Annotated in this window: 22 protein-coding genes and 1 pseudogene; 15 read left to right on the top strand and 8 right to left on the bottom strand. The window is 68.1% G+C overall.

Going from position 1 to position 21,842, the window contains the following annotated elements; translation table 11 throughout:
- Window positions 1-5 precede the first annotated feature (5 nt).
- Window positions 6-1,391 (bottom strand): L-serine ammonia-lyase, encoded by a 1,386-nt coding sequence (locus HWX08_RS31765; RefSeq protein WP_174921865.1) that lies wholly within the window; start codon window positions 1,389-1,391, stop codon window positions 6-8.
- 328 nt (window positions 1,392-1,719) lie between these two features.
- Here HWX08_RS31765 and HWX08_RS31760 point away from each other — a divergent pair, with 328 nt between their 5' ends.
- The 8 genes from HWX08_RS31760 to denD all read left to right on the top strand — a co-directional run bounded on the left by HWX08_RS31760 (window position 1,720) and on the right by denD (window position 9,966).
- On the top strand, window positions 1,720-2,793 hold the full coding sequence (locus HWX08_RS31760; protein ID WP_174921864.1) for a GlxA family transcriptional regulator: 1,074 nt from the start codon (window positions 1,720-1,722) through the stop codon (window positions 2,791-2,793).
- A 262-nt stretch (window positions 2,794-3,055) separates the two neighbouring features.
- Window positions 3,056-3,760: a FadR/GntR family transcriptional regulator gene (locus tag HWX08_RS31755; RefSeq protein ID WP_069260679.1), complete on the top strand. Its 705-nt coding sequence runs from the start codon at window positions 3,056-3,058 to the stop codon at window positions 3,758-3,760.
- A 49-nt stretch (window positions 3,761-3,809) separates the two neighbouring features.
- Window positions 3,810-4,700: an L-threonate dehydrogenase gene (ltnD, locus tag HWX08_RS31750; protein ID WP_174921863.1), complete on the top strand. Its 891-nt coding sequence runs from the start codon at window positions 3,810-3,812 to the stop codon at window positions 4,698-4,700.
- A gap of 19 nt (window positions 4,701-4,719) precedes the next feature.
- The gene (otnK, locus tag HWX08_RS31745; RefSeq protein WP_174921862.1) at window positions 4,720-6,039 is read left to right on the top strand and encodes a 3-oxo-tetronate kinase; all 1,320 of its coding nucleotides are present in this window, start codon (window positions 4,720-4,722) and stop codon (window positions 6,037-6,039) included.
- On the top strand, window positions 6,036-6,674 hold the full coding sequence (otnC, locus tag HWX08_RS31740) for a 3-oxo-tetronate 4-phosphate decarboxylase (RefSeq protein WP_107310160.1): 639 nt from the start codon (window positions 6,036-6,038) through the stop codon (window positions 6,672-6,674). The genes otnK and otnC overlap by 4 nt, the downstream gene beginning before the upstream one ends.
- Window positions 6,675-6,788: 114 nt before the next feature.
- Complete coding sequence (locus HWX08_RS31735) at window positions 6,789-8,114, top strand: MFS transporter (protein ID WP_069260683.1); 1,326 nt, start codon at window positions 6,789-6,791, stop codon at window positions 8,112-8,114.
- Window positions 8,115-8,189: 75 nt separating this feature from the next.
- Window positions 8,190-8,966, top strand: a complete 777-nt coding sequence (gene otnI, locus HWX08_RS31730) for a 2-oxo-tetronate isomerase (RefSeq protein WP_174921861.1) — start codon at window positions 8,190-8,192, stop codon at window positions 8,964-8,966.
- 28 nt (window positions 8,967-8,994) lie between these two features.
- Window positions 8,995-9,966, top strand: a complete 972-nt coding sequence (gene denD, locus HWX08_RS31725; protein WP_174921860.1) for a D-erythronate dehydrogenase — start codon at window positions 8,995-8,997, stop codon at window positions 9,964-9,966.
- Window positions 9,967-10,013: 47 nt separating this feature from the next.
- Here the strand turns inward: denD and HWX08_RS31720 are convergent, their stop codons facing one another.
- From HWX08_RS31720 to HWX08_RS31710, 3 genes are all read right to left on the bottom strand, one after another.
- Complete coding sequence (locus HWX08_RS31720; protein WP_107310157.1) at window positions 10,014-11,102, bottom strand: lysylphosphatidylglycerol synthase domain-containing protein; 1,089 nt, start codon at window positions 11,100-11,102, stop codon at window positions 10,014-10,016.
- Window positions 11,099-12,268, bottom strand: coding sequence for a bacteriohopanetetrol glucosamine biosynthesis glycosyltransferase HpnI (gene hpnI, locus HWX08_RS31715; protein WP_084636136.1), 1,170 nt, complete (start codon window positions 12,266-12,268; stop codon window positions 11,099-11,101). Before hpnI ends, HWX08_RS31720 begins: the two co-directional genes overlap by 4 nt.
- A 62-nt stretch (window positions 12,269-12,330) precedes the next feature.
- Window positions 12,331-12,906: a hypothetical protein gene (locus HWX08_RS31710; RefSeq protein WP_157126883.1), complete on the bottom strand. Its 576-nt coding sequence runs from the start codon at window positions 12,904-12,906 to the stop codon at window positions 12,331-12,333.
- A gap of 67 nt (window positions 12,907-12,973) precedes the next feature.
- Here HWX08_RS31710 and HWX08_RS31705 point away from each other — a divergent pair, with 67 nt between their 5' ends.
- The 3 genes from HWX08_RS31705 (at window position 12,974) to HWX08_RS31695 (ending at window position 15,682) form a co-directional block, all read left to right on the top strand.
- On the top strand, window positions 12,974-13,633 hold the full coding sequence (locus HWX08_RS31705) for a response regulator (RefSeq protein ID WP_069260688.1): 660 nt from the start codon (window positions 12,974-12,976) through the stop codon (window positions 13,631-13,633).
- 32 nt (window positions 13,634-13,665) lie between these two features.
- On the top strand, window positions 13,666-15,084 hold the full coding sequence (locus HWX08_RS31700; protein ID WP_244134347.1) for an ATP-binding protein: 1,419 nt from the start codon (window positions 13,666-13,668) through the stop codon (window positions 15,082-15,084).
- Window positions 15,085-15,154: 70 nt separating this feature from the next.
- Window positions 15,155-15,682 (top strand): cytochrome b, encoded by a 528-nt coding sequence (locus tag HWX08_RS31695; RefSeq protein WP_069260690.1) that lies wholly within the window; start codon window positions 15,155-15,157, stop codon window positions 15,680-15,682.
- 267 nt (window positions 15,683-15,949) lie between these two features.
- Here the strand turns inward: HWX08_RS31695 and HWX08_RS31690 are convergent, their stop codons facing one another.
- Both HWX08_RS31690 and HWX08_RS31685 read right to left on the bottom strand, forming a co-directional pair.
- Window positions 15,950-16,225 (bottom strand): DUF4148 domain-containing protein, encoded by a 276-nt coding sequence (locus HWX08_RS31690; protein ID WP_174921877.1) that lies wholly within the window; start codon window positions 16,223-16,225, stop codon window positions 15,950-15,952.
- A gap of 80 nt (window positions 16,226-16,305) precedes the next feature.
- Complete coding sequence (locus HWX08_RS31685) at window positions 16,306-16,650, bottom strand: DUF4148 domain-containing protein (protein ID WP_174921858.1); 345 nt, start codon at window positions 16,648-16,650, stop codon at window positions 16,306-16,308.
- A 242-nt stretch (window positions 16,651-16,892) separates the two neighbouring features.
- On the opposite strand from HWX08_RS31685, the gene HWX08_RS31680 reads away from it, so the two are divergent.
- Window positions 16,893-17,582, top strand: coding sequence for an aspartyl/asparaginyl beta-hydroxylase domain-containing protein (locus tag HWX08_RS31680; protein WP_069260692.1), 690 nt, complete (start codon window positions 16,893-16,895; stop codon window positions 17,580-17,582).
- 25 nt (window positions 17,583-17,607) lie between these two features.
- Here the strand turns inward: HWX08_RS31680 and HWX08_RS31675 are convergent.
- Window positions 17,608-18,565: pseudogene (locus HWX08_RS31675) on the bottom strand (LysR substrate-binding domain-containing protein).
- 80 nt (window positions 18,566-18,645) lie between these two features.
- Here HWX08_RS31675 and HWX08_RS31670 point away from each other — a divergent pair.
- From HWX08_RS31670 to HWX08_RS31660, 3 genes are all read left to right on the top strand, one after another.
- Entirely contained in the window at window positions 18,646-19,044 is a 399-nt protein-coding gene (locus HWX08_RS31670; protein ID WP_107310149.1) for a nuclear transport factor 2 family protein, read from the top strand.
- Between the two features lie 220 nt (window positions 19,045-19,264).
- A complete protein-coding gene (locus HWX08_RS31665) occupies window positions 19,265-19,534 on the top strand; it encodes a MoaD/ThiS family protein (RefSeq protein WP_174921857.1) in 270 nt (89 codons plus the stop codon).
- A gap of 74 nt (window positions 19,535-19,608) precedes the next feature.
- Entirely contained in the window at window positions 19,609-20,757 is a 1,149-nt protein-coding gene (locus tag HWX08_RS31660; RefSeq protein WP_174921856.1) for a WD40/YVTN/BNR-like repeat-containing protein, read from the top strand.
- Between the two features lie 69 nt (window positions 20,758-20,826).
- Here the strand turns inward: HWX08_RS31660 and HWX08_RS31655 are convergent, their stop codons facing one another.
- Window positions 20,827-21,759 carry a LysR substrate-binding domain-containing protein gene (locus HWX08_RS31655; protein WP_174921855.1) on the bottom strand — a complete coding sequence of 311 codons (933 nt, stop codon included), beginning with the start codon at window positions 21,757-21,759 and terminating at the stop codon, window positions 20,827-20,829.
- Window positions 21,760-21,842 lie beyond the last annotated feature (83 nt).

The raw sequence follows: 21,842 nt of genomic DNA, 5'->3' as shown, positions 1-21,842 counted from the left end.
CTTCGTTAGCATTCGATGACGTTCACGGCCAGACCGCCGCGCGACGTTTCCTTGTATTTCGTCTTCATGTCGGCGCCCGTCTCGCGCATCGTCTTGATGACCGAATCGAGCGACACGTAGTGCTGGCCGTTCCCCTTGAGCGCCATGCGCGACGCGTTCAACGCCTTGATCGCGCCCATCGCGTTGCGCTCGATGCACGGGATCTGCACGAGCCCGCCGACCGGGTCGCAGGTCATTCCGAGGTTGTGCTCCATGCCGATCTCGGCCGCGTTCTCGACCTGGTCGGGCGTGCCGCCCATCACCGCGGCGAGCGCGGCGGCGGCCATCGAGCACGCGACGCCCACTTCGCCCTGGCAGCCGACTTCCGCGCCCGAGATCGACGCGGTTTCCTTGTAGATGATCCCGATCGCCGCGGCCGTCATCAGGAATTCGACGATGCCGGCTTCGTTCGAGCCCGGCACGAACTTCACGTAGTAGTGCAGCACCGCGGGAATCACGCCGGCCGCGCCATTGGTCGGCGCGGTGACGACGCGCCCGCCGGCCGCGTTCTCTTCGTTCACGGCCATCGCATACAGGTTGACCCAGTCGAGCATCGACAGCGGGTCGCGCAGCGATTCTTCCGAGCGCGCGCGCAGGCGGGCGTTCAGCTCGGCCGCGCGGCGCTTCACGCGCATCGGGCCCGGCAGGTCGCCCTCGACCTTGCAGCCGCGCTCGACGCAGGCGGCCATCGTGCGCCAGATCGCGAGCAGCCCGGCGCGCACTTCGTCGGCGGGGCGCAGCGCGCATTCGTTGCGCATCATCAGCTCGGCGATCGACAGCCCGTGTTCGCGGCACTGACGCATCAGGTCGTCGCCGGTGCGGAACGGATACGGCACCTCGACCGCCGCGCGCACGCCATTCACGCGGTCGCCGTCGCGGTTTACGACGAAGCCGCCGCCGACCGAGTAATACTCTTTCTCGACGAGCAGCTGGCCGTGCTCGTCGAATGCCTGGAAGCGCATCCCGTTCGGGTGCACGATGCTCGTGCCGCTCATCAGCTTGCGATAGAAGCCGATATGCTCCTTTTCGTCGAAGCGGACCGTCTGCTTGCCGAGCAGCGACAGCGATTTCTCCGCGCGAATCGCGGCGAGACGCGGCTCGATCAGGTCCGGATCGATCGTGTCGGGCAGGTGGCCCTCGAGGCCGAGCAGCACGGCCTTGTCGGTGCCGTGCCCCTTGCCGGTCGCGCCGAGCGAGCCATATAGTTCGACCCGCACGCGGCGCACGAAACCGAGCAGGTTCGCGTCCTCCACGTGCGACGCGAAGCGGCACGCGGCGATCATCGGGCCGACCGTATGCGAACTGGACGGGCCGATGCCGATCTTGAACAGGTCGAAGACGCTGACGTTCATCTGGCTTCCTCTGGATGAGACACACGTGAAATGACGTTGGCGCCAGTACATCAAAGCGTAAAATCGGCCGATAGAACAAAAACGGCATCGGCGTGGGATACCGCCGCCAAACCCCGCGCCGGCCGGCCCGGAAGTACGCTTTGGCGATGGTTCGCGACGGAAAACCACAAGTCGGGCGCGACCCGATCGGCGACGCTGGCTCAGGGCCTGTTCCCGCCGGGAACGGGCCCTGACCGCACCGCCCGGCCGTGCCCGGCTGCCGTATCCGCATGACCTGCATCAACAGACTGAGTGAGACCGCCCGCCGGGCGTGAAGAGATTGGCCGCGATGACAACCGACGTACCCGCTTCCCCCCTCGCAGAACCCGCCCCGCGGCGCATCCGCTTCGGCATCGTGCTGCTGCCAAACTTCACGCTGACGGCCTTCTCGGGCTTCGTCGACATGCTCCGGCTGTCGGCCGACGACGGCGACTACAGCAAGCCCGTGCGCTGCGCGTGGAGCGTGATCGGCGAAACCCTCGCGCCGGTGCGCGCGAGCTGCGGGATCCAGATCACGCCGTGGGAGACGTTCGACGCGGCCGAGCCGTTCGACTACGTGGTGGTGGTCGGCGGGTTGCTGCATTCGGGGCCGCAGGCCGGCCCCGAAACGCTCGACTTCATCCGCCGCGCGGCGGCCGGCGGCGCGACGGTCGTCGGCATCTGCACCGGCGTGTTCACGCTGATGCGCGCGAACGTGCTCGACGGCTACCGCACCTGCGTGAGCTGGTTTCACTACTGGGATTTCATCGAGCGCTTTCCGAACGCCGATCCCGACCTGCTGATCGCCGACCGGCTGTTCGTGATCGACCGGCGCCGCATCACGTGTTCGGGCGGCCGCGCGTCGATCGACGTCGCCGCCGCGATCCTGCTGCGCCATTTCGATCACGCGACCGTGCAGAAGGCGCTGCGCATCCTGCTCGTCGGCGAGATGCAGAAGGGCAATGCGCCGCAGCCCCACCCGCCGGGGCTCGAACCCGCGACGCATCCGAAGGTCAAGCGCGCGATTCTCCTGATGGAACAGCATGTCGGGCGCGCGCTGTCGCTCGACGAGCTCGCGAGCAAGCTCGATCTTTCGACGCGGCAGCTCGAACGGCTGTTCAAGGCGGAAACGGGCAAGAGCCCGCAGGTGTTCGCGAAGCAGGTGCGGCTGCGCACGGCCGCGTGGCTGCTGACGAGCTCGGACCGCACGGTGGCCGATATCGCATCGAGCTGCGGGTTCGCCGACGCGTCGCACCTCGGGCGCGAATTCCGCAAGCAGTTCGGCGTGCCGCCGGCGGCGTATCGGGAGCGCGGCGGCGCGGCCGAGACGGACGCGGCAGCCGATACGGCGGCGGCCGGCGCGACCGAGGACATCGTCGACTGAGGGCTCGCGCGGCCGCCGCACCCGATGTGAACGCAGGCCACGCCGGCGCGCGCCCCGCGACGCCACGGGCGTCGTCTCCCCCGTCCCGTCGTCAAGCACGTCCGCCTGGTCACCACGACTTCAACGCCGTGCAATACCGGCAATTGGAACCGGTTCCAATCAAGTTAACCGACGTTCGCCGCTGTTGACCGAGGGTTATCCCGGATGCTGACGCACGTCCAAATTTGTATGATGACCACATCACCTTACAAACCTGAGTGTCATGTTCGAGAAAATTCCCGCCCGTGCGATGAGCGACCACGTCGCACAGCAACTGCTCAAGCAGATCGAAGCCGGCAGTTTCTCGGCCACCGGCAAGCTGCCGACCGAAGCGGTTCTCGCGCAGGAATTCGGCGTGAGCCGCACCGTGATCCGCGAGGCGATCTCGCGGCTGAAGAACGAAGGCGTGGTCGAGCCGCGCCAGGGTAGCGGCGTGTTCGTGAACCAGCACGGCGCGATCCGGCCGCTGCGGATCGACTACGCGGAAGCCGTCGAAGCCACGTCGCTGCCGCATCTGCTCGCGGTGCGCCGCGCGATCGAGGCCGAGGTCGCGGCCGAAGCGGCGCTGCATCACACCGACGAAGACATGGCCGACATCGACGACGCACTGCGCAGGATCGACGATGCGGTGGCCGAAGGCCGCGACGGCGTCGCGGAAGACGTCGCGTTCCACCGCACGATCGCGGCCGTCACCGGCAACCCGTATTTCCTGAAGACGCTGCAGTTCCTGAACCAGTATCTCGAAGCCGGCGTGAAAGTCACGCGGCGCAACGAAGCGACGCGCGAGGACTTCTCGCGCCAGGTGCGCGACGAGCACGCAGCGATCGCCGACGCGATCCGCGCCCGCGACCCGATGGCCGCGCGCAACGCGGCACGCACGCACATGTACAACGCCGCCCGCCGTCTCGCGGAAGCCGGCATCTGCTGAAACCGGCGGCCACAGCGCCGCCCCACTCCCGAATCGATCAAGGTTGACCATGTCACGAAATGTTGGAGTCATCGGCCTCGGCGCGATGGGCCTCGGCGTCGCCCGCTCGCTGCTGCGCGCCGGCCTGCGCGTCCATGCATGCGACGTGCGCGACACCGTGCTGCAGGCGTTCGCCGCGGAAGGCGGCATCGCGTGCGCGAGCCCGGCCGAACTCGGCGCGCAGTGCGACGTCGTCGTCACGCTCGTCGTCAACGCCGCGCAAACCGAAACGGTGCTGTTCGGCGAACACGGCGCGGTCGCGGCGATGAAGCCGGGCGGCGTCGTGATCGCGAGCGCGACCGTCGCGCCCGAATTCGCGGTCGCGCTCGGCGCACGCATCGAGGCCGCCGGCCTGCAGATGCTCGATGCGCCGGTGTCCGGCGGCGCCGCGCGCGCGGCCGCCGGCGAGATGACGATGATGACGTCGGGCCCGACCGCCGCGTACGCGGGCTGCGAGGACGTGCTCGCGGCGATCGCCGGCAAGGTCTATCGCCTCGGCGACGCGCACGGCATCGGCTCGAAAGTGAAGATCATCAACCAGCTGCTGGCCGGCGTGCACATCGCGGCGGCGGCCGAGGCGATGGCGCTCGGCCTGCGCGAAGGCGTGGACGCCGACGCGCTGTACGACGTGATCACGCACAGCGCCGGCAACTCGTGGATGTTCGAGAACCGCGTGCCGCACATCCTGAACGGCGACTACACGCCGCTGTCGGCCGTCGACATCTTCGTGAAGGATCTCGGCCTCGTGCTCGATACCGCGCGCCGCAGCAAGTTCCCGCTGCCGCTGTCGGCCACCGCGCACCAGATGTTCATGAGCGCATCGAGCGCCGGTCACGGCGGCGAGGACGATTCCGCCGTGATCAAGACTTTCCCCGGCATCACGCTGCCGCCCGCCCGCTGATTCGAACGACGTACCCGCCATGACCGCTTCCGCTTCCCGTCCCCTGCTCGGCTGCATCGCCGACGATTTCACCGGCGCGACCGATCTCGCGAACATGCTCGTCAAGAGCGGCATGCGCACCGTGCAGACGATCGGCGTGCCCGCCGACGGCGCCGCGGCCGACGCGGCGCTCGATGCCGACGCGATCGTCGTCGCGCTGAAGTCGCGCACGATCCCTGCTGCCGACGCCGTCGCGCAATCGCTCGCCGCGTACGCGTGGCTGCGCGCGCAGGGCTGCCGGCAGTTCTTCTTCAAGTATTGCTCGACGTTCGATTCGACCGACGCGGGCAACATCGGGCCCGTCGCCGATGCGCTGCTCGATGCGGCCGGCGGCGACTTCACGATCGCGTGTCCGGCCTTCCCCGAGAACGGCCGCACGATCTATCGCGGCCACCTGTTCGTCGGCGACGTGCTGCTGAACGAATCGGGGATGGAAAACCATCCGCTCACGCCGATGCGGGACGCGAACCTCGTGCGCGTGCTGCAGCGGCAGACGAAGTCGCCGGTCGGCCTGATCCGCTACGACACGATCGCGCTGGGCGCGGCCGCCGTGCGCACGCGGATCGACCAGTTGCGCGCGGAAGGCGTGCGCTTCGCGATCGCCGATGCGTTGTCGGACCGCGATCTCTACGTGCTCGGCGAAGCGTGCGCGGGCCTGCCGCTCGTCACCGGCGGCTCGGGCATCGCGCTCGGCCTGCCCGCGAATTTCCGCCGCGCGGAGCAATTGCCCGAGCGCGACGACGCGGCGTCGCTGCCGCGCATCGAAGGCCTGTCGGCCGTGCTCGCCGGCAGCGCATCGAAGGCCACCAACGCGCAGGTCGCCGCATGGCGCACGACGCGGCCGAGCTTTCGCATCGATCCGCTCGCGGCGGCGCGCGGCGAACCCGTCGTCGACCAGGCGCTCGCGTTCGCGCGCTCGCACCTGCCGCAGCCGGTGCTGATCTACGCGACGGCCACGCCCGACGAAGTGAAGGCCGTGCAGCAGGCGCTCGGCGTCGACGCGGCCGGCCATCTCGTCGAAGCCACGCTCGCGGCGATCGCGCGCGGCCTGCGCGATCTCGGCGTGCGCAAGTTCGTCGTCGCCGGCGGCGAGACGTCCGGCGCGGTCGTGCAGGCGCTCGACGTGAAGTCGCTGCAGATCGGCGCGCAGATCGATCCGGGCGTGCCGGCCACCGCCACGCCCGAAGGAAGCGGGGCCAGCGACGCGCAGCCGCTCGGCCTCGCGCTGAAATCCGGCAACTTCGGCACCACGGACTTTTTCGACAAGGCGCTGCGCGCGCTCGACGGAGCCGCACGATGAGCAGCGAAGCCAAACTGCGCGAGGAAATCTGCGTGGTCGGCGCGAGCCTGTATGCGCGCGGCCATGCGGTGGGCAGCGCGGGCAACATCAGCGCGCGCCTGCCCGACGGCTGGCTGATCACGCCGACCGACGCGTGCCTCGGCCGGCTCGACCCGAACGACATCGCGAAGGTCGGCACGGACGGCCAGCCCGTGTCGGGCGGCAAGCCGTCGAAAACGCTCGCGCTGCATCGCGGCATCTACGCACGCAACGCGGAGGCGAACGGCGTCGTCCATACGCATTCGACGCATCTCGTCGCGCTGACGCTCGCGGGCGTGTGGCGCGACACCGACGTGCTGCCGCCGATCACGCCGTACTACGTGATGAAGGTCGGCCACGTTCCGCTGATCCGCTACCGCCGCCCGGGCGACCCGGCCGTCGCGGCCGAAGTCGCGGCGCTCGCCGACCAGGTGCGCGGCGTGCTGCTGGAGCGCCTCGGCCCGGTGATGTGGGGGCCGTCGGTATCGCACGCGTCGTATGCGCTCGAAGAACTCGAGGAAACGGCACGGCTGTGGCTGATGACGCACCCGAAACCCGAACCGCTCGACGACGCGGCGCTCGACGAACTGCGTGCCAGCTTCGGCGCGCGCTGGTAACGACGCGCCGCGCAACGATTTTCCTGCCCGCCGTGTGCGCGGGCCGTTCCGTCAGCACACACACATGATCCGGCGGCGCGCGCGCCGCCGGCAGACAACATCCTGGAGACGACGATGACTGCTCTCGACGCGGCCGCTGGCCGCTCGCCCGCCGCGCCCGCCCATTCGGCCGAACTCGACCGCACCTACAAGAAAGTGTTCTGGCGCATCGTGCCGTTCCTGATGCTCTGCTACGTGGTCGCGTATCTCGACCGCGTGAACGTCGGCTTCGCGAAGCTGCAGATGTCGCAGGATCTCGCGTTCAGCGAAACCGTGTTCGGGCTCGGCGCCGGCATTTTCTTTCTGGGCTATTTTCTGTTCGAACTGCCAAGCAACATGCTGATGCACCGCATCGGCGCGCGCATCTGGATCGCGCGGATCATGATCACGTGGGGCCTGCTGTCCGGCCTGTTCGCGTTCGTGCAGACGCCGACGCAGTTCTACGTGCTGCGCTTCCTGCTCGGCCTCGCGGAAGCCGGCTTCTATCCGGGCGTGATCCTGTATCTCACGTACTGGTTCCCGTCGCATCGCCGCGCGAAGATCATCGCGGTGTTCATGTCCGCGATTCCGGTATCGGGCATCTTCGGCAACCCGCTGTCGGGCTGGATCATGGAGCGCTTTCACGGCGGCTCGGGCTTCCATGGCTGGCAATGGATGTTCATGATCGAAGCCGTGCCGGCCGTGCTCGTCGGCATCGCGACGATCCTGTATCTCGACAACAGCATCCGCAGCGCGAAGTGGCTCGACGAGCGCGAGAAGCAACTGCTCGAAGACGAAATCGCCGCGCAGCCGCAGGAGCAGCAGAAGCACGGCCATTCGCTGAAGGCCGTATTCGCCGACCCGCGCATGTGGTGGATGTCGCTGATCTACTTCGCGTTCGTCACCGGCCAGTACGGCCTCACGTTCTGGATGCCGACGCTCGTCAAATCGACCGGGATCACCGATACGCTGCAGATCGGCTTGTTGTCCGCGATTCCGTTCCTTGTCGCGATCGTCGTGATGAACCTGTTCGGCCACAGCGCGGACAAGCGCCGCGAACGCCGCTGGCACCTGATCGTGCCGGCGCTGATGGGCGCGCTCGGGTTTGCGGTCGCCGCGTCGTACTCGCACAATACGGCGGTGTCGATCGTGTTCCTGTCGCTCGCGGCAGGCGGCGTGCTGACCTGCGCGCCGCTGTTCTGGTCGCTGCCGACCGCGTTCCTCGCCGGCTCCGCGGCCGCGGCCGGGATCGCGATCATCAACTCGGTCGGCAACCTCGCCGGTTTCGCGAGCCCATACGTGATCGGCTACCTGAAGGACGTCACGCACAGCACCGCATCCGGGATGTACGTGCTCGCGGCGATGCTCGTGATCGGCGCGCTCGCCGTGTGGCTCACGCCCGCGAAACTCGTGAATCGCTGACGCGCCGCTCATCGCGCAGCCATTCGACGCGGGGCGCCCGACGCCCCGCCCCATTCATTCACAGGACCCGCTGCCATGCCACGCTTCGCCGCCAACCTCTCGATGATGTACACCGAGCATGCGTTTCTCGAACGCTTCGCCGCTGCCGCCTACGACGGCTTCAAGGCCGTCGAGTACCTGTTCCCGTACGACTTCGCCGCCGAGGACATCCGCGCGCGCCTCGACGCACACAATCTCGAACAGGCGCTGTTCAACGCGCCGCCCGGCGACTGGGCCGCAGGCGAACGCGGCACCGCGTCGCTGCCGGGCCGCGAGGACGAGTTCCGGAACGGCATCGACCAGGCGCTCGACTATGCGCGCGTGCTCGGCAACCGGAAGCTGCACGTGATGGCCGGCATGGTGCCGCCGGGCGCCGACCGCGCGCGCCATCGCGACACCTACCTGGCGAACCTGCGGCATGCCGCCCAGGCCGCCGCCGCGCACGGCATCACGATCCTGATCGAGCCGATCAACCAGCGCGACATGCCCGGTTATTTCCTGAGCCGCCAGGACGACGCGCAGGCAATCTGCGCGGAAGTCGGCGCGCCGAACCTGAAGGTGCAGTTCGACTGCTACCACTGCCAGATCGTCGAAGGCGATCTCGCGATGAAGCTCAAGCGCGATTTCGCGGGCATCGGCCATATCCAGATCGCGGGCGTGCCCGAGCGCCACGAGCCGGACGTCGGCGAACTCAACTACCCGTATCTGTTCGCGCTGATCGATGCGCTCGGCTACGACGGCTGGATCGGCTGCGAATACCGGCCGAAAGCCGGCACGTCCGAAGGGCTCGGCTGGCTCAGGCCGTACCTGTAATTCCCGTATTCCTCTGAGGGTGAAGAACATGAAAGTACTGATCACCGGCGGCGCCGGCTTCCTCGGCCAGCGTCTCGCGCGCAAACTGCTCGAGCGCGGCGAACTGACCGGCCCCGGCGGCCGCAGCGAGAAGATCGACGAGCTGGTGCTGCTCGACGTCGTCGCGGGCAGCGATTTCGGCGACGCACGCGTGACGTCGATCGTCGGCGATATCGCCGATCGCACGGTGCTCGACAGCGCGATCGACACGCAGACCGGCGCGATCTTCCACCTCGCGGCGATCGTCAGCGGGCAGGCCGAAGCCGATTTCGATCTCGGCATGCGGATCAACCTCGATGCGTCGCGCACGTTGCTCGAAGTGTGCCGCGCCCGCGGCCACCAGCCGCGCGTCGTGTTCACGAGCTCGGTCGCGGTGTATGGCGGCGCGCTGCCCGACGTCGTGCAGGACGACACCGCGCTGAATCCGCAATCGTCGTACGGCGCGGAGAAAGCGATCGCCGAACTGCTGCTGTGCGACTACGCGCGACGCGGCTTCGTCGACGGCCGCGTGCTGCGCCTGCCGACGATCAGCGTGCGGCCGGGCCGGCCGAACGCGGCCGCGTCGTCGTTCGCGAGCGGCATCATCCGCGAGCCGCTGAACGGCGAGGAAAGCGTGTGCCCGGTGCCGGGTTCGACGCGGCTGTGGCTGCTGTCGCCGCGCGGCGCGATCGACGCGCTCGTCGCCGGCTGCGAGATCGACGGCGCGAAGCTCGGCAACAAACGGGTGATCAATCTGCCCGGCCTGTCGGTGTCGGTCGATGAAATGATCGCCGCGCTGCGTGAAGTTGCCGGCGACGACGTCGTAAAACTGATCCGCCACGTACCGGACGAGCGCGTCGAGAAGATCGTCGGCAGCTGGCCGGGCCGCTGGGATACGTCGCGCGCGGAAGCGCTCGGGCTGAAGGGCGACACGTCGTTCGCGGACGTGATCCGCAGCCACATCGCGGACGAACGGCGCTGATTCCCGCGCCGCCCGCCGCGCGTGGGCGGCATGGGCGCCCGGTCGCATCAATGCGGCCGGGCGGATTCCCCGATGGGCAACGACGCGCGTTTCGTGCCGCCCGGCCGATGCGTCGAACCGGCCGCCCACTGCCATGCGAGCAAGCCCGGCAGATAGAACAGCAGGTCGCGCACGCGGCGGGCGCCGGCCAGTGCGAGACAAGTCGGCGGGTCGAACCCGAGCAGTCCGCCGATCAGCACGAACCCGCCCTCCTGCACGCCGAGGCCGCCCGGCATCAGGAACGCGATGCTGCTCACGAGCTGGATCAGCGCCTCGATCGCGAGCGCCTGCGCGAAGGTCGGCTCCGCGCCGAGGAAGTACAATGCGAGCCAGATTTCCAGCGCGTAGCCCACGAACTGAAGCGTCTGCCAGATCACGAGATAACGCACGACGATGCCGGTCTTTCTCCAGATCATCCGGATCGACTGATCGGTGCGCGCCGATTCGCCGACGAGCGCCACCACCTTGCCGCTCGTGACACGGTTGAGCACGCGCATCGCGCGCTCGAACGGCCGCGCGTGCTGCACCAGCGCGAACAGCAGCAGCACCGGCACCAGCGCGGCCATGCCGATCGCGAGGTTGCCGGCCACCCGCGCGGCATCGGACGACACGTGCTCGAGCACGTAGCCGATCGCGACCAGCGCGAACACCAGTTGGCTGATCAGCGTCAGCTGCATGTCGGCGACGAGGCTCGCCACCACGGTCGCCGGCCGCACGCCCGCCTGCCGCAACAGGCCGAACGATACGATCTCGCCGCCGATCCGCGCGACCGGCAACAATCCGTTGATCGATTCGCGAATCCACACGAGCTTCAGCATCGTCGCGAACGACGGCCGGCGCGGGCTGCGGATCAGCATCCGCCAGTCCCATGCATTCGCGAGCATCGGCAGGATGTGCGCCAGCGCCGCGAGCAGCAGCCCCGCGCCGGCGATCTGCAGCCGATGCAGGATGTCCAGTGGATGTTCGCGCCAGATCAGCCACACGGCGAGCGCCAGCCCGCCCAGCGCCGCCACCTGCCCCACATGGCGAAGCCGCGCGTCGCCCCGCGCGGCGTTCCGCTCCGCTGCATCGGCGCCGGGGTTAGTCTGCGTCGTCATGATTCGCTCGCCGACGACAGCAGGCCTTCCCGGTCGACGCGAAAGCGCGTGCCGCGCCACACGACGTGCGACGAGAAGAAACTCGACACGAACACGAAGAACTGCAGGAGATCGACGAACGGCAGCCAGATCGCGCCGCGCAGGCCCGCGCCGGTCGCGCGGCTCGTTCTCAGCATCAGCAGCGTGCGCGCGACGAGCGCCGCCACCGCCAGCCAGCACGCGGCAGCCGTGCCGCCGGAGAACGCCAGCGCCAGCAGCGCGAGCGGCACCGGGTGCATCAGCACCGAGCCCGCGTGACCGAGCCGGTCCGCCGCGCGGATCGTGCAGCTCCAGCGCAACTCGTGTGCGTAGAGCTTCGCGAACGTCTCCTCGACACACGCATGCCCGACGACGAACGGCGGGATGACGACCTGCGCGCCTACCTGCCGCACCGCTTCGCCCAGCGCGTGATCCTCGGCCAGGTGATGCGCGAAACGCGTCAGGCCGCCGATGCGGTCGAGCGTTGCGCGCGTGATCGCGATCGTCTGGCCAAAGCACGGCCGCGCACGCCCGATGAAGAGCCCGGTGATCACGCCCGGCAGGAAATGGTAGTTCGTCATCGCGACCGCGACACCGGACCAGAAGCCCGGCGATGCGATGCCGCGATACACGCTCGTCACGATGCCGACATCCGGCTGCTGTAGCGCGCCGACGACGGCACACAGATAATCGCGCTCGACCAGCACGTCGCTGTCGGCGAGACAGAGCACCGAATACTCCGCGTGTTCGAGCATGTTCACGAGATTCGCGATCTTGCGGTTCGGCCCGTACAGCCGCGCATCGGCGACAACCTTGACGTTCGCGTCCGGGTAGCGCGCGCGCAGCGTCTCGACGGCGGCAAGCGCCTTGTCGGCCGCATCGTGCACGCCGAACAGGTGCTGGACCGGGCCCGGATAATTCTGCACGAAGAAGCTTTCGAGATGCTGTACGAGTTGCCACTCGTCACCGTGCAGCGGCTTCGCGACGGTGACGCCCGGATACGCGCGCGGCCGGGCCGCCGCCCGGGAAAAGAACCGGCCGACCAGCACGCTGGCCGTGACCGTGTAGGCAATGCCCAGCAACACGCCCAGCCCGCAGACGATCGACATTGCGCCGGCCAGCGCGTGCAGCACATGCAGCAAAACCATGCTTCTCCCCAGTGGTGACCCGTACGACCACGACACCCCGGCGCAGCCGCGCGCACGCGGGCTCACCCGTGCGCGCCGCCGTATCGATTCCCGTGCAGCCGGATGTGAAGGACGACCAGGCGACGGTACGCGCAATCAGATGACACAACTACCGTGCGGCGATCGATTCCGGTCACGCGCACGTAGCCGCATGCGACGGCGGCCCGAAACGCCGTATCGGCAAGCTTGCGGGCTGAAAGGATCGCGGTGGCGACCGCGATGACGGTCCAGACGCGAAACGTCGTCGTGGTAAAAAATGCTTCGGGTATGCGGCCTGCGAGCAACGACACCAGCACGAAACACTGAATGAACATGCCGGCCAGTGCGGCGATCAGCAGGTGGGCACGCCATCGCCCGATCGTCGAAGATGCCATGGAGAATGAACCTCCCGTACGGACGACACGCATCGATCGGAGATCGATCGAAAGGGCCGCGGATTGACGGGCAAGCACGCGCGGCATGTGCCGGACATGCGTGACCCGGTTCGGGATCCTGGGAACGGATGACACCCGAGAAACGGTGTGGCCGATGGTAGCGGGATTGCCGGAGGCAAACCTTAAGCGTTCTTCAGAATCGCGGAAAGCCGGATGCTGCACCATTACAATCCGTTGCACGCATGCACGGTTGCACTCGTACAATCGCAGGCATCCGCCCCCCGAATCGACCATGCGACTCCTCCTTGTTGAAGACGACGACCTGATCGGCAGCGGTCTCGAGATCAGCCTGAGTCAGGCCGGCTATCACGTCGACTGGTTGCGCGACGGTCACGCGGCCGCCGCGGCGCTCGCGACGACGCGCTTCGCACTCGTCGTGCTCGATCTCGGTCTGCCGGGAAAATCGGGCACCGAACTGCTGCGTGCGTTGCGAGACGCGGGCGATACGGTCCCCGTGCTGGTGCTGACCGCGCGCGGCACCGTGGCCGACCGCGTTCGCGGCCTCGACGACGGCGCGGACGACTATCTCGCGAAACCGTTCGAGCTGACCGAGGTGCTTGCCCGTTGTCGTGCGCTCGTGCGCCGTTCGCAAGGTCGCGCCGGTGATGAAATCGTGTGGCGCGACATCACGATCGACCTGACCGCCCACACGGTGACGCGCGATGCATCGCGTATCGCGCTGACCTCGCGCGAGTGGGCGATCCTGGTTCAGCTCGTCAGCCACCCGGGCGCGCCGCAGTCGCGCGCGCGCCTCGAAGACACGCTGTACGGCTGGCAGGAAGGCATCGAAAGCAATGCGATCGAGGTCCATGTCTCGAACCTGCGCAAGAAGCTCGGCGCGGAACTGATCCGCACCGTCCGCGGCATCGGCTACGTGGTCGACCTCGCATGATCTCCCGCTCGATACGGCGCCGCGTTTCATCGATGGCGCTCGGCTGCGTGACCGTCGTGTGGCTCGTCGCCGTACTCGGCGGCTTCCGCTATGCGACGCGCGAGATCGGCGAATGGGAAGACGCCCGCCTCGTCGAATATGCGTCGCTCCTGGTCGATCTGTCGGCCGCCGACCTCGGCCGCCTCGCCCGTTTTCCGCCGGACGCACGCGTCGAACTGGATCGCGGCAGCGCGAGACCCAGCCCTGAAAGCGATGGCGATCGCCTGCCGCGCGACATCCTGTTCGAGGTACGCGACGCCCGAGGCAACGTGGTCGCATCAAGCCTTCCGGCCGAAGCGGCCGCGTTGCCGGATATCCGCAACCCGCGCGGCGCCCCTGAGACGATCGTCATTCACGACGCGCCGTGGCGTACGCACACATTGCGCGACAACGCGTCGGGGCGCTGGATACGCGTGATGGAGATCGCCAATACGCGCAGCGATCTGGCGACCGGCATCGCACGCGGCATCGTCCTGCCGCTGATCGTCGCGCTCCCGGTGCTGGCGCTCCTCCTCTGGTACCTGATCGGGCGCGGTCTCGCGCCGTTGAAAACGCTTTCGACGCTGATCGGCGCGCGCGACGCGCGATCGCTCGAACCGCTCGCCATCGCGACCGTGCCGGACGAGGTGCGCACGCTGGTCGACGCGATCGACCGCCTGCTGGCCAGGCTGCGGCAATCGATCGTGCGCGAACGCGCGTTCACGTCCGACGCCGCGCACGAACTCAAGACGCCGCTGGCCGCGATCAAGGTCCAGGCCCAGGTCGCGATCGCGTCCGACGATCCGGCTCGCACGCAACTGGCGATGCAGCGGGTCGTTCAAGGTGTCGACCGCAGCGCGCGGCTCGCCGAACAGTTGCTGCTGCTCGCTCGACTCGACGAATACGAACGCATTCCGACGCGCGCCGTCGTCGTTCGCGAACTCGTCGACGCCGCGATCGATCGCCATCTCCAGAAGGCTTCGGACAAGGCCATCGACGTCGTGGCCGGCCACGTATCCGGCCGGGCGATCGATGCCGATCCGATCCTGATCGGCATCCTGCTCGACAACCTCGTCGACAACGCCGTCAAGTACGGCCGCGCGGGCGGCCGCATCGAACTCGCGGTGCATGACGACGGCGGGCGGCAACGCATCGTCGTGCGCGACGACGGCCCGGGCGTCGCGCCCGGCGAGCACGAGCGGCTCGGCGACCGTTTCTATCGCGGCAGCGGCGCGCAGTCGCCCGGCAGCGGACTCGGGCTGTCGATCGTCACGCGCATCACCCAGTACTTCGGCGGCACCGTGCAATTCGGGGCCGGCATCGGCGGCCGGGGCCTCGGCGTCGCGATCACGCTGCCGCCGGCGGACGCGGGCGGCTCGGTGCCGGCCGGCACACCCGACGACCGGTCGTCGCGTGCGATGCCGCGCGCTTAACGTTTCGTTAAGGAAGCATCCGTAGAATTCGCCCGATCGATATCGTCCCCGTCGTACGTCAGGAGTCCGCATGTCCACGCCCGCCCGCTATGACGCCGTTGCGCGCTTTCTTCACTGGCTGATCGTCGCGCTGGTCGTTGCGCAATTTGCGATCGGCTGGACGATGCCCGACGTGCACCGCGATACGCAGCCCATCGGCCTGATCGCCGCGCACCTCCTCGTAGGAACCGCGCTGCTCGCCGCGATGGCTTGCCGCGTGCTGTGGCGCGCGACGCATCGCCCGCCCGCGAGCGACCTGCCGCGCGCGATGCGCGCACTGTCGGGCGTCACGCATTTCGCGCTCTACGCCCTGCTGATCGGGGTGCCGCTGCTCGGCTGGATCAACGCGTCGTCGCGCGCCTGGGGCGTGACGCTACTCGGCATCGTGCCGTTGCCCGCGCTGTCGGCGGCCGGCTCCGGATTCGGCCACGCGATGGGCGGCGTGCACGGCATCCTCGCCTGGGTGCTGTTCGGCGCCATTTGCCTGCACGTCGCAGCCGCACTGGCGCACCGCTTCGTGCTGCGCGATCAGGTCGTGCAGCGCATGCTGCCCTGGTGATCGCCACGCTGGCGGCGCGGTATGCCACCGCGCACATGAACCGTGTTGCCGCCGAGGCCGATACCGTCTTCGTTCCGGTTCATCGCACGACCGGCCTGCCCGCCTGTCGCGCGCGGCTGACGAGATGATCGCGGCGCCGTGCGAAACGGCGCGCGATGACAGGCAGCGCAGCCGGCGCCCCTCTGCCGCGCCGCGCGTGACGAACGGCTGCGGAACTGCCGTGCCGCGAGCACGGCGGACTGAAGTCACACAAGACCATGTCGGCACCTAGTTGCCGGTCGGCGCCGGCATGCCGGCCGCCGGCGCAAGCGCGGCGGCCGCCGCCATTCGGGCCCGGTCCTGCTCGGCCAGCTTCGCTTCCGCCGCCTGGATGTCCGCCGGATACTCGCCTTCGTCTCCCTTCGCCGGGTCGTACCCGGCCGCTTCCAGACGCATCAATTCGTCGCGAACCTGCGCACGCGTCAGCGGCGCAGCCGTTTGTGCGAATGCCGACTGACAGACGATCGCTCCGATCATCGTCAGGACTGCGATATATGTTTTCATCATGAACTCCTTCAATGTTACGCATCGATCAACCTTGTCGAAAACCTTGAATGCCTGACCCGCGGATGCAGGCGGCTGCGTCAGCTCCCGAAATAAATCGTGCAGAAACTCGCGGGGCCGACGCACGCGGCGGCACCCTGACGCGGCGACATCGTCGCCGGCTTGCCCGCTTCGGATGACGTGGCCGGATCGCTGCCGACCGCCGTGCTCGCCTGATGCCCGGGCATCCGTTCGACCTGCTGCTGAAACAGCGGGCTCACGTCCGGATACGACGTATCGGTCACGAAGCGCAGCCCGTTGTTTTCAGCGTCGATCAGTTCCTGCCTGACCTGCGCGCGTGTCAGTCCCTGGGCCGACGCTTGAGTCGCGATACCCGCGAGAGAAATCGCCGCCACGGCGGCGGCCACCAGCCAATGCGTATGCATGTTCCACTCCTCGAGAAGTCAACGAGACGATGTGCTACACCCGTATGACGCCGGAGCGTGTGCGTTTATTCCCGCGCGTCGCGCAGCCCGGAGCACGCGGCTTTCCCGGCGCCGGAAGCGCCTGCGACGGACGTTCATGAAACTGTCATTCTTTCGTCAGCCGGCGTAACCTGACGTAACGCAGCGCGCGCCGCGCTTCGTGCAGACTGACGACACCTTTACGGATCGCCTTTCGATCGACCATGTCCGTCGCTTACGACTATGCAGCCGGCCTGTTGCGCACGCTATACGACCGCCATATCGACAGCGGCGCCGTGCTCGATACGGCCGCGTTTCCCGATGCCGAGCGTTTCGTCCGCGCGTGGGCCGACATCCGGGCAGAGGCATTCGCGGTGGCGCGCGACATGCCGCGCATCCCGCGCTTTCACGAAATCATGCGCGAGCAGTACGACATCTCGGCCAACGACGCGCGCGACTGGCGGATGTTCATCATGCAGGCGTACGGCCAGCCGTTCCCGCGCAACCTGTCGCGCTGCCCGACCGTCGCGTCGATCGTCGCGACGTCGCCGGACGTGCTGTCCGCATCGCTGTCGTTCCTCGCGCCCGGCAAGCACATTCCGCCGCATCGCGGCCCGTTTCGCGGCATCCTGCGCGGCTATCTCGTGCTGTCGATGCCGACGCGCGCGGACGGCACGCCGGCCGCCGTGCTGAAGGTCGACGGCCACGAATACCGGCTCGAGGAAGGACGCTTCCTGCTGTGGGACGACACGTTCACGCACGAGGTGTGGAACGACAGCGACGCGGTGCGGATCGTGCTGCTGCTCGATATCCGCCGGCGCGGGATGCCGCGCTGGCTCACGTGGCTGTCGAATGTGGTGATCGGTATCGTGCGGATCGGGATCCGGATGCGCGGGCGGTCGATTCCGGTCTAGCGCGTGTGACCGGCACGGATGCCCGTCACGCGGTGCGCGGCGAATCGTCCTGCGCGAGTTCCGTCAGGATCGACGTCAGCGCGCGAATCCTGGGTTGCGTCGCGCGCGGCGACGGGTACACGAGAAAATAGCCGAGACCGTTGTCCACGACGTCGCCAAAGGGAGCCACCAGCGTCCCGGCCACGAGCCGGTCCCGGGCCATGCGCGGGTCGCCGATCGCCACGCCGTGCCCCTGCTCCGCGGCCGTGAGCGTCAACTCGAGCGTGTCCAGTACCAGCCCGGTTTCCGGATCGACCTGCGTCGCGCCGACCGCAGCGAGCCAGCAGCGCCACTCGTCATGCCCGCGGGCGGGATGAAGCAACGTGGCCCGCGCAAGGTCGGCGAACGATTTCAATGAAGCGGCCAGCGTGCCGGTACACATCGGCGTCAGCCGCTCCGCAAACAGCGGAACCGACACCATGCCGGCCCAGTGCCCGGCCCCGCGCACGACGATCGCGTCGACGTCGGTTCCGGCGAAATCCGGCGTGTCGTCCGCCGACGTCTGGATCCGCAGTTCGGTCGGCTGGAGTGCGCGATGAATCGCGGGAAGACGCGGCAGCAGCCAGCGGATCGCGAACGTGGACGGCAACCGCAGCGTGAGAACCGGCGCGACGCCGCCATGAACTTCCCGCGTGGCGTGCCAGTTGCGTCAGGACGTCGACGGCCACCGTCAGCAACGCGCCGCCTTCCGCGGTCAGCGCCAGCCCCGACGCATGACGCACGAACAGCGCGCACCCGTAATGCACTTCCAGTTGCTGCACCTGACGGCTCACCGCACCCTGGGTCCTGCACAGATGATCGGCGGCCCGGCTGAAGCTGCCCAGTTCGGCGGCGGCGACGAATGCCTGGAACGCCGTCAACGGCGGCAGCGCTCGCGTGAGTTCGGCAAGCGGGTATGCACGGGCCGCATGCCCGGGTTGCGGATTTTTCGATTGTTCGGTCATCGCTGCATCGCTATCGTGGGTGCATCGGATTCGCAGCGGCTACTGCGTCCCGGCTCGTCAACAATCAGCGGAGAAAGAGCATGGTCTCGTCGTCGGAGGCACTATACACGCAGCAGGTCGACACCTATCTGAAGGCGCTCGAGCGCGGCGACGTCGCGTCGATCTGCGCGCTGTTCACGCCGGATGCACGGATTTTTTCTCCGTTTCTCGGCTGGATGCAGCCGAAACCGTTCTTCGACAAGGTCGTTGCCGCATCCGGACAAAGCCGGATCACCCTGATCGACATCTGCGTCAGCGCGACCGGCGCACGACGGGCAACGGGTTACTTCGTGTACGACTGGGGGCTTAACGACGGCTCGGCGGTGCAGTTCGAATGTGTCGACGTGTTCGAATTCGACGAAAGCGGGCTCGTCGAGCGCATGGTCATCGTGTACGACACGCACCCCGTCAGGGAGACGGTTGGCGACAAGTATGCGTAGTACAACTGCCTGACGCGTGCCGCCACGATCGCGGCACGATTGTTGCCGATTCACCGAATCCTGTCGACCGGGCATGGCGATCGCGTTGTCCGGGCCGCTGTCTTTCGACCCCGCTATATCGCCGACAGCCTGCCGCCGGCATGTGACGCGGCCCTGAAACGCCCGGCGGGATCGCCTAAACTACAGACCGTCCCTTCGCCCCTCTTCCGATCTGCCCGTCATGGCGCACCTCTTCTTCGCCGCGTCGATCCAGCGGCATATCGAAACGCCCGAGCGCGAAATCGATGCGCGCACGGTCGGCGAAGCATTCGACGCCGTTTTCCGCGAGCAGCCGCGATTGCGCGGCTACATCCTCGACGACCAGGGCGCGCTGCGAAAACACCTGTCGGTCTTCATCGACGGCCAGCCGATCCGCGACCGGCAGCGCCTGTCCGATGCGCTCGGCGACGCGAGCCGCGTGTATGTCGTCCAGGCGCTGACGGGCGGATAAAGGGACCCATGCACGGGCGCAGCCCCGATAACAAGCGCTATCGCGCCAAGGCGGACCATCAGGAGACATCGCACATGAACGATCGACTGCTCGTCGCGACCCGCAAGGGCTTGTTCGTCATGCAACCCGACGGTAGCGGCGGCTGGACGCCCGGTGAGCCGCATTTCATCGGCGAGCCCGTCAGCGTGGCGCTCGCCGACCCGCGCGACGGCACGCTCTATGCGGCGCTCAACCTCGGCCATTTCGGCGTGAAGCTGCACCGCAGGCGAGCGGGCGCCGTCGATTGGGAAGAATGCGCGGTTCCCGTCTATCCGCCGCAGCCTGCCGACGAACCGCCTGGCGGCGCCGGCGCGCACGCGGGCAAGGGCGACGCGGACGACGAGCCCCCCGCCCCGCCGCAGCCGCCGTGGACGCTTCAGCAGATCTGGTCGCTCGAAGCCGGCGGCGCCGACGAGCCGGGCGCGCTGTGGGCAGGCACAATTCCCGGCGGGCTGTTCCGCTCCGACGACCACGGCAACTCATGGGTACTGAACCGCACATTGTGGGACCGCCCCGAACGCGCCGAATGGGGCGGCGGCGGCTACGATGCGCCGGGCATTCATTCGGTGATGGTCGATCCGCGCGACAGCCGGCACGTGACGATCGGCATCTCGTGCGGCGGCGTCTGGCAGACCGCCGACGGCGGCGCGACGTGGCGGGTGACCGCCGACGGAATGGAAGCCGACTACATGCCGCCCGAACGGCGCGGCGAGCCCAACGCGCAGGACCCGCACCGCGTCGTGCAGTGCGCGGCGAACCCTGACGTGCTGTGGACGCAGCATCACTGCGCGATCTTCCGTTCGACCGACGGCGCCGAACACTGGCGGCGCATCGAGGCGCAGCCTTCGAGCTTCGGTTTCGCGGTGGCCGTGCACCCGCGCGAGCCGGATACGGCGTGGTTCGTGCCGGCCGTGAAGGATGCGTGCCGGATTCCGGTGGATGGCCGCTTCGTCGTCACGCGCACGCGCGACGGCGGGCGCAGTTTCGAGCAGTTCTCGAACGGGTTGCCGAGTGCGCCGGCGTACGACCTCGTGTATCGGCACGGGCTCGCGATCGACGACACCGGCACGCGCCTCGCGATGGGATCGACCACTGGCGGGTTATGGACGTCCGATGACGGCGGCGAGAACTGGCAGTTGGTGTCTGCGCATTTGCCTCCGGTTTATTGCGTCAGGTTCGGGTGAGCGCACGCGGTGGGGCCGGTTTCCCCGCTCCGGGATGGCAATTTCGGAGCGGGGCGCACAGCCCGCCCGTTACCGCTCGATGTCCGCCTCCCCCATCCGCCCCACCGCGTCCCGCGTCTGCGCAATCTCCGCCGCGAGCCAGTCCAGAAACGACCTGACCTGCGGCTCCCGCTCCCGTCCCGGCCGGCACAGCGCGACGAAGCGCGCGCCTTCGATCCGCACCGCCGGCTCGATCGGCGCCAATGCCCCGTGCGCGACATGCTCGGCGGCCAGCACCGAGCTGAGCAGCGCGATGCCCTGCCCGTGCAGCACCGCCTGCAACGCGTAATGCTCGTCGTCGTAATGGCGAAACACCGCGCGTTCGAGCCATGCTTCGTGGCCTGCCGCACGGCACCACGACGCCCAGTCGACCGACACCGGCAGCGGCGTATCCCACACGGTCTCGATCAGGTCGAGCGGCTCGTCCGTGCGATGCGCATCGAACCCGGCGGCCGCATACGCGCCGAAATACTCGTCGATCAACGCAATCTCGTGCAGCGCCGGAAACGTGCGCGACGTCGCGCGAATCGCGAGATCGATCCGCGCATCGCGTTCGAGATCGGCGAGCGTGTTGCCCGTTTCGACCTTGATGTGCAGTTGCGGATCGATGCGACGAAACCGGCCGAGACGCGGAATCAGCCACATCGCGGCAAACGCGGGCGTGGTGGTCAGCACGAGCGTGCGGTCTTCGGGCGTCTCCGGCCGCACCGCATCGAGCCCGCGGCTCAACGCGAGCAGTGCCTCGTGACTCGTATGAAACAGGCGCTCGCCTTCGTCCGTGAGCCGCACGCCGCTCGCCCCGCGCTCGAACAGCAGCACGCCGAGCCGGCTTTCGAGCGACTTGATCTGATGCGACACGGCGGCCGGCGTCACGGACAGTTCATCCGCGGCAGCCTTGAATGCGCCGAGGCGCGCCGCCGACTCGAATACACGCAATGCGGTCAGGGGAATTTTCGAGAACACGGGGGCCTCGCGGGCCGGATCGGGCCGGGTTGAATTGGATTCAATCGGGGTGAGATTAGGTGAATTGAAGCGGACGTGCAACG

This window comes from Burkholderia metallica (genome assembly GCF_902832845.1).
GTDB lineage: Bacteria > Pseudomonadota > Gammaproteobacteria > Burkholderiales > Burkholderiaceae > Burkholderia > Burkholderia metallica.
The sequence above is the reverse complement of the archived record's forward strand: the minus strand, read 5'-3'. Positions and strand labels throughout refer to the sequence as shown.

Coding starts and splice junctions, on each gene's coding strand:
- HWX08_RS31700 (WP_244134347.1), top strand. CDS start 13,666: ATGGCGCTCGGCTGCGTGACCGTCGTGTGGCTCGTCGCCGTACTCGGC.
- HWX08_RS31705 (WP_069260688.1), top strand. CDS start 12,974: ATGCGACTCCTCCTTGTTGAAGACGACGACCTGATCGGCAGCGGTCTC.
- HWX08_RS31695 (WP_069260690.1), top strand. CDS start 15,155: ATGTCCACGCCCGCCCGCTATGACGCCGTTGCGCGCTTTCTTCACTGG.
- HWX08_RS31665 (WP_174921857.1), top strand. CDS start 19,265: ATGGCGCACCTCTTCTTCGCCGCGTCGATCCAGCGGCATATCGAAACG.
- HWX08_RS31680 (WP_069260692.1), top strand. CDS start 16,893: ATGTCCGTCGCTTACGACTATGCAGCCGGCCTGTTGCGCACGCTATAC.
- otnI (WP_174921861.1), top strand. CDS start 8,190: ATGCCACGCTTCGCCGCCAACCTCTCGATGATGTACACCGAGCATGCG.
- HWX08_RS31670 (WP_107310149.1), top strand. CDS start 18,646: ATGGTCTCGTCGTCGGAGGCACTATACACGCAGCAGGTCGACACCTAT.
- HWX08_RS31685 (WP_174921858.1), bottom strand. CDS start 16,650: ATGCATACGCATTGGCTGGTGGCCGCCGCCGTGGCGGCGATTTCTCTC.
- ltnD (WP_174921863.1), top strand. CDS start 3,810: ATGTCACGAAATGTTGGAGTCATCGGCCTCGGCGCGATGGGCCTCGGC.
- HWX08_RS31690 (WP_174921877.1), bottom strand. CDS start 16,225: ATGAAAACATATATCGCAGTCCTGACGATGATCGGAGCGATCGTCTGT.
- HWX08_RS31760 (WP_174921864.1), top strand. CDS start 1,720: ATGACAACCGACGTACCCGCTTCCCCCCTCGCAGAACCCGCCCCGCGG.
- HWX08_RS31720 (WP_107310157.1), bottom strand. CDS start 11,102: ATGACGACGCAGACTAACCCCGGCGCCGATGCAGCGGAGCGGAACGCC.
- denD (WP_174921860.1), top strand. CDS start 8,995: ATGAAAGTACTGATCACCGGCGGCGCCGGCTTCCTCGGCCAGCGTCTC.
- otnC (WP_107310160.1), top strand. CDS start 6,036: ATGAGCAGCGAAGCCAAACTGCGCGAGGAAATCTGCGTGGTCGGCGCG.
- HWX08_RS31755 (WP_069260679.1), top strand. CDS start 3,056: ATGTTCGAGAAAATTCCCGCCCGTGCGATGAGCGACCACGTCGCACAG.
- HWX08_RS31660 (WP_174921856.1), top strand. CDS start 19,609: ATGAACGATCGACTGCTCGTCGCGACCCGCAAGGGCTTGTTCGTCATG.
- otnK (WP_174921862.1), top strand. CDS start 4,720: ATGACCGCTTCCGCTTCCCGTCCCCTGCTCGGCTGCATCGCCGACGAT.
- HWX08_RS31710 (WP_157126883.1), bottom strand. CDS start 12,906: ATGGTGCAGCATCCGGCTTTCCGCGATTCTGAAGAACGCTTAAGGTTT.
- hpnI (WP_084636136.1), bottom strand. CDS start 12,268: ATGGTTTTGCTGCATGTGCTGCACGCGCTGGCCGGCGCAATGTCGATC.
- HWX08_RS31765 (WP_174921865.1), bottom strand. CDS start 1,391: ATGAACGTCAGCGTCTTCGACCTGTTCAAGATCGGCATCGGCCCGTCC.
- HWX08_RS31735 (WP_069260683.1), top strand. CDS start 6,789: ATGACTGCTCTCGACGCGGCCGCTGGCCGCTCGCCCGCCGCGCCCGCC.